At 61.6% G+C, this 15273-nt stretch carries 16 protein-coding genes; 6 read left to right on the top strand and 10 right to left on the bottom strand.

Going from position 1 to position 15273, the window contains the following annotated elements; all coding sequences use genetic code 11:
• Positions 1-20: 20 nt before the first annotated feature.
• Together murI and C8D77_RS26415 are read right to left on the bottom strand one after the other, a co-directional pair.
• On the bottom strand, positions 21-809 hold the full coding sequence (murI, locus tag C8D77_RS26420; protein ID WP_109669618.1) for a glutamate racemase: 789 nt from the start codon (positions 807-809) through the stop codon (positions 21-23).
• Positions 802-1716 carry an RNA methyltransferase gene (locus C8D77_RS26415; protein WP_170136819.1) on the bottom strand — a complete coding sequence of 305 codons (915 nt, stop codon included), beginning with the start codon at positions 1714-1716 and terminating at the stop codon, positions 802-804. Before C8D77_RS26415 ends, murI begins: the two co-directional genes overlap by 8 nt.
• Positions 1717-1953: 237 nt before the next feature.
• Here C8D77_RS26415 and C8D77_RS26410 point away from each other — a divergent pair, with 237 nt between their 5' ends.
• Both C8D77_RS26410 and C8D77_RS26405 read left to right on the top strand, forming a co-directional pair.
• On the top strand, positions 1954-3165 hold the full coding sequence (locus C8D77_RS26410) for an NADP-dependent isocitrate dehydrogenase (RefSeq protein WP_109669613.1): 1212 nt from the start codon (positions 1954-1956) through the stop codon (positions 3163-3165).
• A gap of 12 nt (positions 3166-3177) precedes the next feature.
• Entirely contained in the window at positions 3178-3804 is a 627-nt protein-coding gene (locus tag C8D77_RS26405; protein ID WP_109669610.1) for a glutathione S-transferase family protein, read from the top strand.
• Positions 3805-3811: 7 nt separating this feature from the next.
• Here C8D77_RS26405 and C8D77_RS26400 read toward each other — a convergent pair whose 3' ends face one another.
• From C8D77_RS26400 to recA, 3 genes are all read right to left on the bottom strand, one after another.
• The gene (locus C8D77_RS26400; protein WP_245951876.1) at positions 3812-4606 is read right to left on the bottom strand and encodes a PhzF family phenazine biosynthesis protein; all 795 of its coding nucleotides are present in this window, start codon (positions 4604-4606) and stop codon (positions 3812-3814) included.
• Between the two features lie 65 nt (positions 4607-4671).
• Positions 4672-7341 carry an alanine--tRNA ligase gene (alaS, locus tag C8D77_RS26395; RefSeq protein WP_109669607.1) on the bottom strand — a complete coding sequence of 890 codons (2670 nt, stop codon included), beginning with the start codon at positions 7339-7341 and terminating at the stop codon, positions 4672-4674.
• 295 nt (positions 7342-7636) lie between these two features.
• Positions 7637-8734 carry a recombinase RecA gene (gene recA, locus C8D77_RS26390; protein WP_057145834.1) on the bottom strand — a complete coding sequence of 366 codons (1098 nt, stop codon included), beginning with the start codon at positions 8732-8734 and terminating at the stop codon, positions 7637-7639.
• Positions 8735-9015: 281 nt separating this feature from the next.
• Here recA and C8D77_RS26385 point away from each other — a divergent pair, with 281 nt between their 5' ends.
• Entirely contained in the window at positions 9016-9960 is a 945-nt protein-coding gene (locus C8D77_RS26385; RefSeq protein WP_109669605.1) for a carbohydrate kinase family protein, read from the top strand.
• Positions 9961-10035: 75 nt separating this feature from the next.
• The gene (locus C8D77_RS26380) at positions 10036-10953 is read left to right on the top strand and encodes a pseudouridine-5'-phosphate glycosidase (protein WP_109669829.1); all 918 of its coding nucleotides are present in this window, start codon (positions 10036-10038) and stop codon (positions 10951-10953) included.
• A 185-nt stretch (positions 10954-11138) separates the two neighbouring features.
• Here the strand turns inward: C8D77_RS26380 and C8D77_RS26375 are convergent, their stop codons facing one another.
• On the bottom strand, positions 11139-11462 hold the full coding sequence (locus tag C8D77_RS26375; RefSeq protein WP_109669603.1) for a TfoX/Sxy family protein: 324 nt from the start codon (positions 11460-11462) through the stop codon (positions 11139-11141).
• 90 nt (positions 11463-11552) lie between these two features.
• Between C8D77_RS26375 and C8D77_RS26370 the strand changes: the two genes are divergently transcribed.
• Entirely contained in the window at positions 11553-12050 is a 498-nt protein-coding gene (locus tag C8D77_RS26370) for a GFA family protein (protein WP_109669601.1), read from the top strand.
• 8 nt (positions 12051-12058) lie between these two features.
• On the opposite strand, the gene C8D77_RS26365 is transcribed toward C8D77_RS26370, so the two are convergent.
• Positions 12059-12436 (bottom strand): hypothetical protein, encoded by a 378-nt coding sequence (locus tag C8D77_RS26365; protein ID WP_146211809.1) that lies wholly within the window; start codon positions 12434-12436, stop codon positions 12059-12061.
• A 130-nt stretch (positions 12437-12566) separates the two neighbouring features.
• Positions 12567-12947, bottom strand: coding sequence for a Fe-S cluster assembly scaffold SufA (sufA, locus tag C8D77_RS26360; RefSeq protein WP_013532156.1), 381 nt, complete (start codon positions 12945-12947; stop codon positions 12567-12569).
• 144 nt (positions 12948-13091) lie between these two features.
• Here sufA and C8D77_RS37315 point away from each other — a divergent pair, with 144 nt between their 5' ends.
• Positions 13092-13610, top strand: coding sequence for a hypothetical protein (locus C8D77_RS37315; RefSeq protein ID WP_146211808.1), 519 nt, complete (start codon positions 13092-13094; stop codon positions 13608-13610).
• Positions 13611-13612: 2 nt separating this feature from the next.
• Here C8D77_RS37315 and C8D77_RS26350 read toward each other — a convergent pair whose 3' ends face one another.
• Together C8D77_RS26350 and C8D77_RS26345 are read right to left on the bottom strand one after the other, a co-directional pair.
• Positions 13613-14005, bottom strand: coding sequence for an SUF system Fe-S cluster assembly protein (locus C8D77_RS26350; RefSeq protein ID WP_109669593.1), 393 nt, complete (start codon positions 14003-14005; stop codon positions 13613-13615).
• Positions 14006-14026: 21 nt separating this feature from the next.
• Positions 14027-15271, bottom strand: a complete 1245-nt coding sequence (locus C8D77_RS26345) for a cysteine desulfurase (RefSeq protein WP_109669591.1) — start codon at positions 15269-15271, stop codon at positions 14027-14029.
• Positions 15272-15273 lie beyond the last annotated feature (2 nt).

Raw genomic sequence — 15273 nt, 5'->3', positions numbered from 1 at the left:
GCAGACGGTCCGGTCACGGCCTAGCGCACGACCAGTCCAAAGCCCTGCATCAGCCGGCTGGTTGCGAAGTCCACCTTGCCGGAGGTGAAGACGGCGATGTCGGGCTCGCCCATCGGCAGCGGTCCATCGACCGGCGCCAGCAGCGACATGGCGCGGCGGGCGATCGCTTCGGCCGGGTCGATCCAGTCGACCGGCCAGGGCGCGGTCTTGCGCATGCGATTGGCCAGGAACGGATAATGGGTGCAGCCGAGTACGATGATGTCGGTGCGGGCGCCGTCCTTCTCGACAAAGCATGGCGCGATCTCCTCGCGCACGATCTCCTCGTCGACGAACCCCTGGCGCATATAGATTTCGGCCAGCGGCGCCAGCCGGTCAGAGCCGACCAGCCGCACGTGGCATTTCTGCGCCCATTTGCTGATCAGGTCGCGCGTGTATTGACGCTTGACCGTGCCAGGCGTCGCCAGCACCGAGACGAGCCCGGAGCGGGTGCGTTCCGCCGCCGGCTTGATCGCTGGAACCGTACCGACAAAGGGATGACCGGGGAATTTCTGGCGCAACGCGTCAATCACCAGCGTCGACGCCGTGTTGCAGGGAATGACCGAAATCTCGGGCCGGAATTTCTCCAACAGTGTGCCGAACAGCCCAAGGATATGGGCGTTGAGGGCTGGTTCCTCCCAGGCGCCATAGGGGAAAGCGGCATCGTCGGCGACATAGACAAAGCGGCGGTCAGGCATCAGCACGCGCGCTTCGCGCAGCACAGTAAGCCCGCCGATGCCCGAATCGAACATCAGGATCGGCCGCTCAGTCATTGTCGGTTCCCTTGCCGCCCAGCGGCGGCGTGTCACTGTCGTCACCATTGGCGGCGTCACCATTGGCGGCGGGCGGCTGGCGACCCACTTCCGCCTTGCGGGCACGCGTGGCGGCCGCAGGCAGGCGCCGTGGATCATCGCCAGGGGAACCATCGCCGCGCGGCATCGCCGGCGAAAACCGGTCGAGCGACGAGATGATGCCGCGCAGCACCTTCAACTCCGGTTCGGCAAAACCGGCGCGCGTCAGCACAGCGCGCAGATTGTCGATCATTTTCGGCTTCTTCGGTGCCGGCCGGAAATAGCCGCGCGCTTCCAGGGCGCCTTCGAGATAGGCGAACAGACCGTGTAGCTCTTCCTTGCTTGCCGGCTTCATGTCCCGACCGGAAAAATTGGTCTTCGTCTCGTCTTCCAGGCCGGACTTCATCCACTCGTAGGACATCAGCAGCGCGGCCTGGGCAATGTTGAGCGAGGAGAAATCGGGATCGACCGGAAAGGTCACGATCTCGTCGGCAAGGCCGACCTCGTCATTGTAGAGGCCGAAGCGCTCGCGCCCGAACAGGATGCCGGTGCGCTGGCCCAGTACGTGACGAGCCCGTAGCACCCTGCCCGCTTCCACCGGCCCGCGCACGGATTTGAAGCCATCACGTTGCCTGGCCGTGGTGGCGAAGACAAAGTTCAGGTCGGCGAGCGCCGAGGCCAGATCGTCGAAGACGGTGACAGCGTCGATGACATGATCGGCGCGGCTGGCCGCCGCGCGTGCCTTCTCGCTCGGCCAACCGTCACGAGGGTTGACGAGACGCAGCTCGACCAGGCCGAAATTGGCCATGGCGCGAGCGACCATGCCGATGTTCTCACCGAGCTGCGGCTCGACCAGGATGATCGCCGGGCCGGTGGCTGGAATGGTCATGGCGTCTTCAGTGGCTGGCATGATTGTCAATGAACTGCTGTTTGCGGCATTTCAGCGTCCCCTGCCATATTCAGCCGCGAAAATGAAGCATTCGCAAATGATGAAGGCCAGGGCCTCACATTCGTGACCGATCGCCGTTTGCGTGGCCAAAAACGCTTTGATATACGGGCGGCATCTCCCGGTCGAACGCCACGTGGGCAAGGCCGTCCTATTTCCCAGCAACGAGGCATTCTTTCCATGGCGAAGATCAAGGTGGCGAACCCGGTCGTCGAACTCGACGGCGACGAGATGACCCGTATCATCTGGCAGTTCATCAAGGACAAGCTGATCCACCCTTATCTCGACCTCAAGCTCGAATATTACGACCTCGGCATCGAGCATCGTGACGCCACCAACGACCAGGTGACCATCGATTCGGCCAACGCCATCAAGAAATACGGCGTCGGCGTGAAATGCGCGACGATCACCCCCGACGAGCAGCGCGTCGAGGAGTTCAAGCTGAAGAAGATGTGGAAGTCGCCGAACGGCACCATCCGCAACATCCTCGGCGGCACGATCTTCCGCGAACCGATCATCATGAAGAACGTGCCGCGCCTGGTGCCTGGCTGGACCAAGCCGATCATCGTCGGCCGTCATGCCTTCGGCGACCAGTACCGCGCCACCGATTTCCGCTTTCCCGGCAAGGGCAAGCTGACGATCAAGTTCGTCGGCGAGGACGGCAAGGTGATCGAGCATGACGTGTATGACGCTCCCGGCGCCGGTGTCGCCATGGCCATGTACAATCTGGACGACTCGATCCGCGAGTTTGCGCGGGCCTCGCTTAACTATGGTCTGCTGCGCAACTATCCGGTCTATTTGTCGACCAAGAACACCATCCTCAAAGCCTATGACGGCCGCTTCAAGGACATCTTCCAGGAAGTCTACGAGGCCGAGTTCGAAGCCGAGTTCAAGTCGAAGAAGCTGTGGTACGAACACCGCCTGATCGACGACATGGTGGCCTCCGCCCTGAAATGGTCGGGCGGCTATGTCTGGGCCTGCAAGAACTATGACGGTGACGTCCAGTCCGACACGGTCGCGCAAGGCTTTGGCTCGCTCGGCCTGATGACCTCGGTGCTGATGACGCCGGACGGCAAGACGGTGGAAGCCGAGGCCGCGCACGGGACCGTCACCCGCCACTACCGCCAGCACCAGAAGGGCGAGGAAACCTCGACCAACTCGATCGCCTCGATCTTCGCCTGGACGCGTGGTCTCGCCCACCGCGCCAAGCTCGACGACAATGCCGAATTGAAGCGCTTTGCCGACACGCTGGAAAAGGTCTGTATCCAGACGGTCGAGTCCGGCTTCATGACCAAGGACCTGTCGCTGCTGATCGGCCCCGATCAGCCCTGGCTTTCGACCTCGGGTTTTCTCGACAAGATCGACGAGAACCTGCAGAAGGCGATGGCCTGACCGGCAACCGGCATGGGCAAGCCCACCGTCTACGGGGCGGATTACAGCGTCTATGTGCGCATCGTCCGCCTCGTGCTTGCGGAGAAAGGCATCGACTACGAGCTTGTGCCGGTCGATGTCTTTGCCGCCGAGGGCATTCCCGCCTGGTATTTCGAGCACCACCCGTTCGGCCGCATCCCGGCGTTCTCGTATGACGGGTTTCGGCTCTTCGAGACGAGCGCGATCGCGCGCTATGTCGACGAGGCTTTCGCAGGACCAGATCTCCAGCCAACGGACGCTCGCGCCCGCGCAACCATGAACCAGATCATCGGCATGCTCGACGCCTATGCCTACAGGTCGATGGTCTGGGATGTCGCCGTCGAGCGGCTGGAGAGGGAGCCGCCCGACGAGACCCTGATCGCCAACGGGCTTTCACAGGCCAGCAAAGCGCTTCAGACGCTTTCCTCGCTGAAAGCGCCGGGGCCGTGGTTGTTGGGCGATCGGCTGACACTGGTCGATCTGCACGCAGCGCCGATCATCGGTTACTTTCTCAAAGTCAGTGAAGGGCAAAAGCTGCTGGCCGAATTTCCTGAAATCCAGGCTTGGTGGGACCGGATTTCAGCGCGCGCCAGCTTTGCCGCGACCACTCCGGCGGCCTGAGCCACCTTCATTCCGGAAGGTAGATTTCCGCCTTCATGAAGGTCTTGGCGCGACCCAGGATCAGCACACGATCTCCGGCCAGGTCGCACAAAAGGTGCCCGCCGCGCTGCGAGCACTGGAACGCTGACAGATGGGTTTTGCGGAGCTTTTCAGCCCAGTACGGCACCAGCGTCGCGTGAATGGAGCCAGTTACCGGATCCTCGGGGATGCCTGCTCCGGGAACGAAATAACGGGAGACGAAATCATGCGTTTGCCCGCGCGCGGTGATGACCAGTCCAAGCGGATGAAAGGCGCCGATCCTGAGCAAATCTGGAACGAAGGACCGCACGGACTGCTCGTCGGCAAGCTCGACGAACAGGTTCTCGAAATTACGAAAGCCCGCGACCGGATGCGGGGACAACATCTGGTGCAGTGCCGTCATGGTTTCGCCATCGACAGGTTGCGGCGCAAAACAGGGCAGGTCGAGCTGATAGGCGCCCTGCTGCTGCGAAACCCGCAACTTGCCTACCCGTGTGGCAAAGGCCATGTCATCAGTCACATTGTGTTGCGAAGCCAACACATGGGCAATCGCCAGCGTGGCATGGCCACAGAAGTCGACTTCGTGCACCGGTGTGAACCAGCGCAAATCCCAGCCCTTGCCGTTTGGCCGCGCAAAGGCGGTTTCGGCAAGATTGTTCTCGTTTGCGATGGATTGCATGACATCGTCCGCCAGCCAATCCGTCAAAATGAGGACGGCGGCAGGATTGCCCTGAAAGGCGCGGTCGGCAAAAGCGTCTACCTGATACATGATCAGCGTGGGCACGGCACCCTCCAGATGTCAGCCAGGCAGCCGGCTGTCAGGCCGGCCACGCTTCGAGGGGTGCTGGTTTACGCCGCCTCGCTGATCGCAGCCCTCACCGCCGCAATCGCATCATTGGCCTTGGAAGCATCAGGGCCACCGGCCTGCGCCATATCGGGCCGACCGCCGCCGCCCTGCCCGCCCAGTGCGGCGGAGGCGACGCGCACCAGGTCGACGGCGCTGAAGCGGCCGACGAGATCGTCGGTGACGGCGACCACAACACTCGCCTTGTTGTCCTCACCGGCGCCGACGAAGACGACGACGCCGGAACCGAGCGAACTCTTGCCAGCATCGGCCAGCGGCTTCAAATCCTTGGGCGAGACCCCGGAGACCGCCTTGCCAAGGAAGCCGACACCGGCCACGGTCTCGTTCTCCGACGGCGCACCAGCGGCAGCACCGCCGCCCAGCGCCAGCTTCTTGCGCGCTTCGGTCAGTTCCTTTTCGAGCTTCTTTCGCTCATCGAGCAGCGCCTCGACACGCGCCGGCACGTCGGCCGGCGAGATCTTCAGTGTCGCGGCGACCGATTTCAGACGCCGGTCCTGCTCATCGAGATGCCTGCGCGCGGCTTCGCCGGTCAACGCCTCGATGCGGCGTACGCCGGCGGCGACCGCGCTGTCGGAGACGACACGCACCAGGCCAATGTCGCCGGTCGCCCTGACATGCGTGCCGCCGCAGAGCTCGACCGAATAGGGCCGGTTGGCCTTGGCGCCATGCACGCCGGTGCCCATCGACACGACGCGCACTTCGTCGCCATATTTCTCGCCAAACAGCGCCATGGCGCCTTCGGCGATGGCATCGTCGACCGACATCAGGCGCGTGGACACCGGGCTGTTCTGGACGACGATCTCGTTGGCCATGCGCTCGACCTCTTCGAGATCCTCTGGCGAAATGGGCTTGTTGTGCGAGATGTCGAAGCGCAGGCGCTCCGGCGCCACCAGCGAACCCTTCTGCGCGACATGGCTGCCCAGCACCTCGCGCAGCGCCTCATGGATCAGATGCGTCGCGGAATGGTTGGCGCGCAGCCTGGTGCGGCGCGCGTGATCGACCTTCAACTCGACGGCGGCGCCCGTCTTGACGGTGCCGCTGGCCACCTTGCCGACATGGACGAACAGCCCATCAGCCTTCTTTTGCGTATCCGAAACCTCGATCGAAAAACCTTCGCCTGAAATGATACCGGTGTCGCCCATCTGGCCGCCGGACTCGGCATAGAACGGCGTCTGGTTGACGACGATCGCCACCGCGTCGCCCTTGCCGGCGCTGTCGACAGTCTTGCCGTCCCGGACAAGCGCCTGGATGATGCCTTCCGCAGCTTCAGTCTCGTAGCCGAGGAACTCGGTGGCGCCTGCCTTCTCGCGCACGGAGAACCAGATGGTCTCGGTGGCCGCGTCGCCAGACCCAGCCCAATGCTTGCGCGCCTCGGCCTTCTGCTGCTCCATCGCATTGGTGAAGCCGGCAAGATCGACCGAGATGCTGCGCTGGCGCAGCGCATCCTGTGTCAGATCGAGCGGGAAGCCGTAGGTGTCGTAGAGCTTGAAGGCCGTTTCGCCGTCCAGCATGTCGCCGGCATGCAGCGTTTCCGTCGCCTCGGAGAGCAGGCCGAGGCCGCGCACCAGCGTCTTGCGAAACCTGGTCTCCTCAAGCTTGAGGGTCTCGGTGATCAACTGTTCGCCGCGCAGCAATTCAGGATAGGCCTGGCCCATTTCGCGCACCAGCGCCGGCACCAGCTTCCACATCAGCGGCTCGCTGGCACCGAGTAACTGCGCATGGCGCATGGCGCGGCGCATGATGCGGCGCAGGACATAGCCCCGGCCTTCGTTCGACGGCAGCACGCCGTCGGCCACCAGGAAGGAGGACGAGCGCAGATGATCGGCAATGACGCGGAAGGACGCGACCGTCTCCTTGTCGGGACCATGCCCGATGGCGGACGAGGCCGCGTCGATCAGATGACGGAACAGATCGGTCTCGAAGACGCTTTCCACCCCCTGCAGGATGGACGCCATGCGCTCCAGGCCCATGCCGGTGTCGATCGACGGGCGCGGCAGGTCGATGCGCTCCTCCTTCGTCACCTGTTCATACTGCATGAACACCAGGTTCCAGAACTCGAGGAAACGGTCGCCATCCTCCTCCGGGCTGCCGGGAGGTCCGCCCCAGATGTGTTCGCCACGGTCGATGAATATCTCCGAGCACGGCCCGCAGGGTCCAGTATCGCCCATTGCCCAGAAATTGTCCGAGGTCGCGATGCGAATGATGCGATCGTCCGAAAACCCGGCGATCTTCTTCCAGAAGCCGGCCGCCTCGTCGTCCGTGTGATAGACGGTGACCAGCAGCTTGTCCTTGTTCAGCCCGAACTCCTTGGTGATCAGGTTCCAGGCAAGCTCGATGGCGCGCTCCTTGAAATAATCGCCAAAGGAGAAATTGCCGAGCATCTCGAAAAAGGTCAGATGGCGCGCGGTATAGCCGACATTGTCGAGATCGTTGTGCTTGCCGCCGGCGCGAACGCTCTTCTGGGCGGTCGAGGCGCGCGAATAGGGCCGCTTCTCCAGGCCGGTGAAGACGTTCTTGAACTGCACCATGCCGGCGTTGGTGAACATCAGCGTCGGGTCGTTGCGCGGCACCAGCGGGCTCGACGCGACGATCTCGTGACCCTCCTTGCGGAAGTAGTCGAGAAATGTCGACCGGATTTCGTTCACGCCACTCATGAATGCTGCCTTTTCGGAAGAGCCGCCGGCAAACCGACGGAAATGGGCTCTGCGTTTTAGAAGATAGGACTTGGCCTTTTAGCCGCCGCGCTTCACCCTGTCCAGAAACACGGAATTGGTCCAATCCATGGCCCCTGCCGGCAGTTCGAACCCGCTTGGTTTCGCCGCCAAAACGCAAAACCGCCGGCACTGGGCCGACGGTTTCGAAACGCAATACTCGGAACACGATTACATAAGCCTGAGATAATAGAACGCGATTATGGCCGAACTCCGGCCGGCATCGCGCACGAAGCTGTTACATCGCGCCGGATTCTTCCTCGAAACCGTCGTCGCCACCTTCAGAGCCGCCATTCTCAAGGAACTTCTCGGCGATCAGCCCGGCATTCTGCCTGAGCGCCAGTTCGATCTCGCGCGCGGTGTCGGGGTTGTCGCGCAGGAACAGCTTGGCATTCTCGCGGCCCTGGCCAAGACGCTGCGAATTGTAGGAGAACCAGGCGCCCGACTTCTCGACCACGCCGGCCTTGACTCCGAGATCGACCAGTTCGCCGGTCTTGGACACGCCTTCACCATACATGATATCGAACTCGACCACCTTGAAGGGCGGCGCCAGCTTGTTCTTGACCACCTTGACGCGGGTCTGGTTGCCGACGACCTCGTCGCGGTCCTTGACCGAACCGATGCGGCGGATATCGAGGCGCACCGAAGCGTAGAATTTCAGCGCGTTGCCGCCGGTGGTGGTTTCGGGCGAACCGAACATGACGCCGATCTTCATGCGGATCTGGTTGATGAAGATGACCATGGTGTTGGAGCGCGAGATCGAAGCGGTCAGCTTGCGCAGCGCCTGGCTCATCAGGCGGGCCTGCAGGCCGGGCAGCGAATCGCCCATCTCGCCTTCGATTTCGGCGCGTGGCGTCAGCGCGGCGACCGAATCGACCACCAGCACGTCGATGGCGCCGGAGCGCACCAGCGTGTCGCAGATTTCCAGCGCCTGCTCACCAGTGTCGGGCTGCGAGATCAGGAGGTTCTCGAGATCGACGCCAAGCTTGCGGGCATAGACTGGGTCAAGCGCGTGCTCGGCATCGACGAAGGCGCAGATGCCGCCCTTCTTCTGAGCTTCGGCCACGGTGTGCAGGGCCAGCGTCGTCTTGCCCGAGCTTTCCGGCCCATAGATCTCGACGATGCGGCCGCGCGGCAGGCCACCGACGCCAAGCGCGATGTCGAGGCCAAGCGAGCCGGTCGGCACCGTTTCGATCTCGACGACCTGCTCGTTCGCGCCGAGCCGCATGATCGAGCCCTTGCCGAAAGCCCGCTCGATCTGCGACAGCGCCGCATCCAGAGCCTTTGATTTGTCCACTGCCTTATCCTCTACAAGCCGCAAAGAATTCTGAGCCATGATACATCACCCCTTGGTCGTCAATGAAGGCCGGACAATCCGTAATCCCTGCCATTTTGTACCTTTTTTGTTCTCGTTTGGCAAGAGGGGTCAAATATCTGAAAAACAATCAATATCCAGATTTGTTCTTTTTTTGTCTCACGATTTCGTTTCACGATGCATCCCGCATTGGGCCAGACGGCTCGATTGTTTCGATCTGCCGAATCGCTGCCTTGCATGCGAAGCTTCGTCACGCAGCCTAGCGCTTGTGCGGCTGGAATAACAAAGGTCATATCGCCGGCATGCTGAAATCCGCGAAAATACTGGCCGTAGGCGGCGCCCATATCGACCGGCGCGGTCAGGTGTCCGGCCCCTACGTGCCTGCCGCCTCCAATCCCGGCACGATGCGCGAGGATGTCGGCGGCGGCGTCTTCAACGCTTTGCGCAGTGCGGTGCTTCGTGGCGTCTCCGCGTCGCTCATGTCGGTGCGCGGCGGCGATGCCGCCGCCGACACCGTTTCGCGAGCCATTGCCGAGGCAGGTATTGCCGACCTGTCGGCGGTGTTCCTCGACCGCACCACGCCGAGCTATACGGCGCTGATCGACCGCGAGGGCGAGCTGATCGTCGGCTTTGCCGACATGGCGCTCTATGACCTGGCGTTTCCCAAGCAGATCAGGCGCTCCAAGGTACGGGAGGTGATTGCTGCCGCCGATGCCGTCTTCTGCGACGCCAACCTGCCGACGGCGGCACTGGAGCGGCTGGTTTCGCTTGCCGCCGGCAAACCCGTCTTCGCCATTGCCATTTCGCCGGCCAAGATCGTGCGTTTGAAGCCGGTGCTTGGCGATCTGGCCGTCGTCTTCATGAACCGGCGCGAAGCGATCGCGCTGGCAGACCTGGACGCTGCGGCTTCTCCGCAAGACATCGTCGACGGGCTGAGACGCGCAGGGCTCAAAAGCGGCGTGGTGACGGCGGGCGGTGGCCCCATGCTGGGCTTCGATGAAGCCGGCGCCTTCTCGATCCTGCCGCCGCCGCCAAGAAAGGTCGCTGACGTCACCGGCGCCGGCGATGCGCTGGCGGGCGCAACGGTCGCTGCCTTGCTGCGCGGCCTGCCGCTGCGGGTGGCCTTGCGCGACGGCATTGCCGCGGCGACGCTTGCCATCGAAAGCGCCAACGCCGTTCCGGAGTTCACCACGGCGAGCTTCGCGGAAGCGTTGGCTCTTGTGCCGGATGCGCAGGAAGTGGCATGAGACCGGCAAATTTATAGTGCCGTAGTGTTGCCGAGCGTCCCGATGGACGCGCCGCACTCCGGATTGGAGACCCAGATGACCCCAGAGACCGCCCGCCCCTTCATCGATATCCACGCGCCGGTGGCGCAGGCCCTGGCCGCCGGTCGGCCGGTGGTGGCGCTGGAAAGCACCATCATCACCCATGGCATGCCCTACCCCGACAATGGCGCCATGGCGGCCGATGTCGAAAAGATCATCACCGATGGCGGCGCCGTGCCGGCGACGATCGCCGTGGTTGGCGGGCGCATCAAGATCGGGCTTTCGGACGGCGAACGCGAATCGCTGGCGATGACGGGCGACGCCATGAAGCTGTCGCGCGCCGATCTCGGTTTTGCGGTGGCTCAAGGGCGCACCGGCGGCACCACGGTCGCCGCCACGATGATTGCGGCGCATATGGTCGGCATAAAAGTGTTCGCCACCGGCGGCATCGGCGGCGTGCACAAGGGTGCGGAAAAGAGCTTTGACATTTCCGCCGATCTCGACGAGCTGGCGCGCACCCCGGTCATCGTCGTGTCGGCCGGCGCCAAGGCCATCCTCGACATCGAAAAGACGCTGGAAGTGCTGGAGACGCGCGGCGTGCCGGTGGTCGGCCATGGCTGCGAGACGATGCCGGCCTTCTGGTCGCGGCATTCGCCGTTCCGTGCGCCGCTGACCTTGCACAAACCGGAAGAGATCGCGCATTTCTACCAGACGAGGGCAGCGCTTGGCCTCGGCGGCGGCATGCTGATCGCCAATCCGGTGCCCGAGAACCACGAAATCCCCGCTGAAGAGATGGCCGGCTACATTGAAGCCGCGCAAAAGGCCGCCGAGGCGCTCAACGTGACCGGCAAGGCGGTGACGCCCTTCCTGCTGTCGAAAATCCTCGAACTGACCGGCGGCAGGAGCCTGAAGACCAACATCGCGCTAGTGGAGAACAATGCGCGGCTGGCGGCGAGGATTGCGAAGGCATTGTAGGTTCACGCGACAAAGACCCCCTCACCCGGATTGCCAAAACCGAATTGCAAAGGGCAATTCGGGGCAATCCGACCTCTCCCCGAGGGGAGAGGATCTCCCAGAGCCGACATCGACCTCTTCTCCCCTCGGGGAGACGGTGGCCGCGAAGCGGCCGGATGAGGGGGCGGCCTCGTGCTTGCGGGAATCTACTTCCCCGCCCGCCGCCCCGCCTCATAGGCCCGGCGCGCCCAGACCGTCATCTCGTCGGGATCATCGAAAGCGCTGTCGGGAATGCTCCAGTAGGGCATCGAGACCAGCTTGCCGTGGCGGGAGCCCGTATAGGTCCATTGCCGGCAACCGGCGGCTTCGAAGTCGGGGGCGCTTTGCTCGTCGGCCTTCAGCATCAATTCGCCGCGCAGCACGATGGCGACGATGACACCGTCGAAATAGATGCCCTTGCCGCCGAACAGTTTGCGGATGCTGACCGGGCCCAGGCCCTCGAACAGTTCGGCGATGCGTTCATTGTCCATGCCGCGATCATGTCACCGGCATTTGGCCTTGTCATCGCCGCAACCAAAATCATGCTGACAGGTTGAGAGCCATCCGTCGGAGTTTTTGTCATGCCGCTTCTGCTTAAAGGGTCCTGCCGCTGCAATGCCGTGCGTTTCGAGGTGGAGAGCCACACGCCGGTACCGTTCATGCTGTGCTACTGCTCGATCTGCCGCAAGCAGCAAGGCGGCGGCGGTTTTGCCATCAATCTCGGCGCCGACAGCGCGACGTTGAACATCAGGGGCAAAAGGAGCCTCGGCGTCTACCGGGCCGAGATCGAAGACGACGAACATCCGCAGTGCGAAATTTCGACGGGTGAGCGCAATTTCTGTCGCAAATGCGGCTCGGCGCTGTGGCTCTACGATCCGACCTGGCCAGAGCTTGTGCATCCCTTCGCCTCGGCGATCGACAGCGACCTGCCCATTCCGCCGAGCAAGGTGCATCTGATGCTGAAATACAAGGCGAACTGGGTCGAGCCCGACATTGGCAAGGGCGACAAGACGTTCGACGTCTATCCGGAGGAATCGATCGCCGACTGGCACAAGCGGACGGGCATGTGGGTGGAATAGCGATTTCGCTACGCGAAAGGAGCAGGCTCCTGATTCGTTTTGATCATCTTGTAGAGTCCGCCAAAGGCGGCCATCAAACCGAGAACGGTTACAAGACCAAGGAGCACAACCATATCGACCCTATGCGCCTCGAACGCGCAAACTCCAAATAAAACGGCAACAGCGGGTATGCAGAATTCGAATGCAATATATAGGAGCTTTATCCTGTTCGGAATCGACTTACCGAACACGTAAGAATCAAGAGACATCCGTATCTGATTGTCATTTAAATTCATGTGCAACAACAGATTACGCTTCACATACCGGTAAACACCGTAATATGCAAAAAGGGCAAACGCCATTATCAATATCGATACAGAAACCAATGGTACGATCAGGCTGTTCACGGAACGACCCCGCTTCAAAGACCATCAAACGCTGGACACCGGGAAATTATATGATGGTGACGCTCTATTTAGCGTAAATTGCGCCGCGAGCTTTTGATTTATCCAGCGATATTGGAATCCTGGCCGCGCATCAAGCGGAAGCGCGTGCTTCGGCCAGCGCCTTCAGGTCGGCCGGCTTCAATTCAACGGATTCGCCACAGCCGCACGCCGAACTCTGGTTCGGATTGTGGAAGGTGAAGCCGGTGCGCAGCGTCGTCTGCTCGAAATCCATTTCGGTGCCGAACAGGAATAGCGCTGCTTCCGGCGCGACGTAGACATGGGCACCGTCGCGCTCGATGTGGTCGTCCTTGGTGTTGGGCTCGGTCACCAGATCGACCGTGTATTCCATGCCGGCGCAGCCGCCCTTCTTGATGCCGAGACGAATGCCATGCGCGTTGTCGCGGGTAGCGACGATCTCGCGCACCCGGTCGGCGGCCTTTTCGGTCATCGTGATGACGGCGAAGCGTCCCATTCGTTTTCTCCAACCCGTTCAAGTTCAAGGCTTGTCGGACTTCACATAGATGGTTGAAACAATGATAAATGACAAGAGCGGAACGCAAATCGAGCGCCCGAGAGCACATCCGACTGTCAAGGAAACGAGCTGAGCATACCGTCAATGACAGATACAAATCAGGTGATTGTTTTCACCGAGAACCCCGAACGAGTTATGCCTCGCATGCTCGTACTGTTAGCCATCGCAATGTTCCTGGGGCTTGGAGCATTGTTTCAAACGGATAAGCCCATGCCAATCAGAGTGGGAACCGGTGTTCTCGTCTTTTTCCTGGCTTCAGTTTGTCTGCGTTCGACAGTGAGATTACTAAGAGGGCGGTATCGTGGAGTAACCATTGGACCAAACGGCTTCCAGTGCAATGAGATCGCTCCTCAATTTGTCCCTTGGTCAGCTGTGACCAGTATGTCGGAAGTGCCCATTTCTTTTCGTGGTCGACATCAATTCTCTGTCGTCGAGGTGAGAATCGAGGAATCCAGCTGGAAAGACCTCTCTCTGACAAAGGCCGCAAAATTAAACAAATTTCAAACTGGATCCATGTGGGTACCGTCGGTAGGTGCGGAGACAAGCTTTGAGAGCTTCTTCGCCACTATGAAGTCATACGCCAGCGCTCACGGCGTGGACTAAGGTCAGTACCAGCCCACCGCGACCTGCGCCTCTTCCGACATGCGGTCGGCAGACCAGGGCGGATCGAAGGTCATGTTGACCTCGACGCCGGAAACGCCTTCGACGGCGCCAACGGCGTTTTCCACCCAGCCGGGCATTTCGCCGGCGACAGGGCAGCCAGGCGCGGTCAGCGTCATGTCGATCTTGACCGACCGATTGTCCTCGATGTCGATCTTGTAGATCAGCCCAAGCTCGTAGATGTCGGCCGGGATTTCCGGATCGTAGACAGTCTTCAGCGCCGAGACGATGTCGTCGGTCAGCCGCGCCAGTTCGTCGGCTGGAATGGCTGATCCCGAAACCAGTGCATTGGGCGCGGTTTCCGGAGTGGTCTCGGCTGCGCTGCTCACATCATCCATGGTCGTCACCCAAAAAACTCGTCATCCGAAGAATTTGCGCGCTTTTTCAAGCGCCTCGGCCAAAGCGTCAACTTCGGCCCTGGTATTATACATGCCGAACGATGCCCTGCATGTGGAGGTTACACCAAAACGTTTCAACAGCGGCTGGGCGCAATGGGTGCCCGCGCGCACCGCAACGCCCTGCCGATCGATGACCATCGACACGTCGTGTGCATGAATGCCTTGCAGCTCGAACGAGATGATGGCGCCCTTGCCAGGCGCGTCGCCGAAGATGCGTAGCGAATTGATGGCGCGCAGCCGCTCATGCGCATAGTTCTTCAGATCTTCCTCGTGGGCTGCAATGCGCTCGCGGCCGACCGATTCCATATAGTCCAATGCCGCGCCAAGCCCGATCGCCTGGACGATCGGCGGCGTGCCGGCCTCGAAGCGGTGCGGCGGCTCGTTGTAGGTGACGATGTCTTCCGTCACTTCCTCGATCATCTCGCCGCCGCCCATGAAGGGGCGCATGCCCTGGAGAATGTCCTTCTTGCCGTAGAGCACGCCGATGCCCGAGGGGCCGTAGACCTTGTGACCGGTGAAGACGAAGAAGTCGCAGTCGAGATCCTGCACGTCGATCGGCATATGCACAGCGCTCTGACTGCCGTCCACGAGGACGGGAATTCCACGCGAATGCGCGATGCGCACGATCTCCTTGATCGGCGTCACCGTGCCCAGCGCATTCGACATCTGCGTGATGGCGACCAGCTTGGTGCGGTCGGTCAGGCGCTTTTCAAATTCCTCGATGTGGAAGACGCCGAGATCATCGACCGGCACCCAGACCAGTTTGGCGCCCTGCCGCTCGCGGATGAAATGCCAGGGAACGATGTTGGAATGGTGCTCCATGATCGACAGCACGATCTCGTCGCCCTCGCCGATGTTGGGCATGCCATAGCCATAAGCGACCGTGTTGATGGCCGAGGTCGTGTTCGAGGTGAAAATGATGTTGTCGGTGCTGGGCGCGTTGAGGAAGCGGCGCACCGTCTCGCGCGCCTTCTCATAAGCATCCGTCGCCGCATTGGAGAGGAAGTGCAGGCCGCGATGGACGTTGGCGTATTCCTGGGAATAGGCGTGCTGGATTGTGTCCAGCACCACCTGCGGCTTCTGTGCCGAGGCGCCATTGTCGAGATAGACCAGCTTCTTGCCGTAGACTTCCCGCGACAGGATCGGGAAATCGCGGCGGATCGCTTCGACGTCGTAGAAATCTCCGATCTTGCCCGACGCGTTCATCA

It is taken from the genome of Mesorhizobium loti (genome assembly GCF_003148495.1).
Taxonomy (GTDB): Bacteria; Pseudomonadota; Alphaproteobacteria; order Rhizobiales; family Rhizobiaceae; genus Mesorhizobium; species Mesorhizobium loti.
The sequence above is the reverse complement of the archived record's forward strand: the minus strand, read 5'-3'. Positions and strand labels throughout refer to the sequence as shown.

Coding starts and splice junctions, on each gene's coding strand:
- murI (WP_109669618.1), bottom strand. CDS start 809: ATGACTGAGCGGCCGATCCTGATGTTCGATTCGGGCATCGGCGGGCTT.
- C8D77_RS26415 (WP_170136819.1), bottom strand. CDS start 1,716: ATGACCATTCCAGCCACCGGCCCGGCGATCATCCTGGTCGAGCCGCAG.
- C8D77_RS26410 (WP_109669613.1), top strand. CDS start 1,954: ATGGCGAAGATCAAGGTGGCGAACCCGGTCGTCGAACTCGACGGCGAC.
- C8D77_RS26405 (WP_109669610.1), top strand. CDS start 3,178: ATGGGCAAGCCCACCGTCTACGGGGCGGATTACAGCGTCTATGTGCGC.
- alaS (WP_109669607.1), bottom strand. CDS start 7,341: ATGAGTGGCGTGAACGAAATCCGGTCGACATTTCTCGACTACTTCCGC.
- recA (WP_057145834.1), bottom strand. CDS start 8,734: ATGGCTCAGAATTCTTTGCGGCTTGTAGAGGATAAGGCAGTGGACAAA.
- C8D77_RS26385 (WP_109669605.1), top strand. CDS start 9,016: ATGCTGAAATCCGCGAAAATACTGGCCGTAGGCGGCGCCCATATCGAC.
- C8D77_RS26380 (WP_109669829.1), top strand. CDS start 10,036: ATGACCCCAGAGACCGCCCGCCCCTTCATCGATATCCACGCGCCGGTG.
- C8D77_RS26375 (WP_109669603.1), bottom strand. CDS start 11,462: ATGGACAATGAACGCATCGCCGAACTGTTCGAGGGCCTGGGCCCGGTC.
- C8D77_RS26370 (WP_109669601.1), top strand. CDS start 11,553: ATGCCGCTTCTGCTTAAAGGGTCCTGCCGCTGCAATGCCGTGCGTTTC.
- sufA (WP_013532156.1), bottom strand. CDS start 12,947: ATGGGACGCTTCGCCGTCATCACGATGACCGAAAAGGCCGCCGACCGG.
- C8D77_RS37315 (WP_146211808.1), top strand. CDS start 13,092: ATGACAGATACAAATCAGGTGATTGTTTTCACCGAGAACCCCGAACGA.
- C8D77_RS26350 (WP_109669593.1), bottom strand. CDS start 14,005: ATGGATGATGTGAGCAGCGCAGCCGAGACCACTCCGGAAACCGCGCCC.
- C8D77_RS26345 (WP_109669591.1), bottom strand. CDS start 15,271: ATGAACGCGTCGGGCAAGATCGGAGATTTCTACGACGTCGAAGCGATC.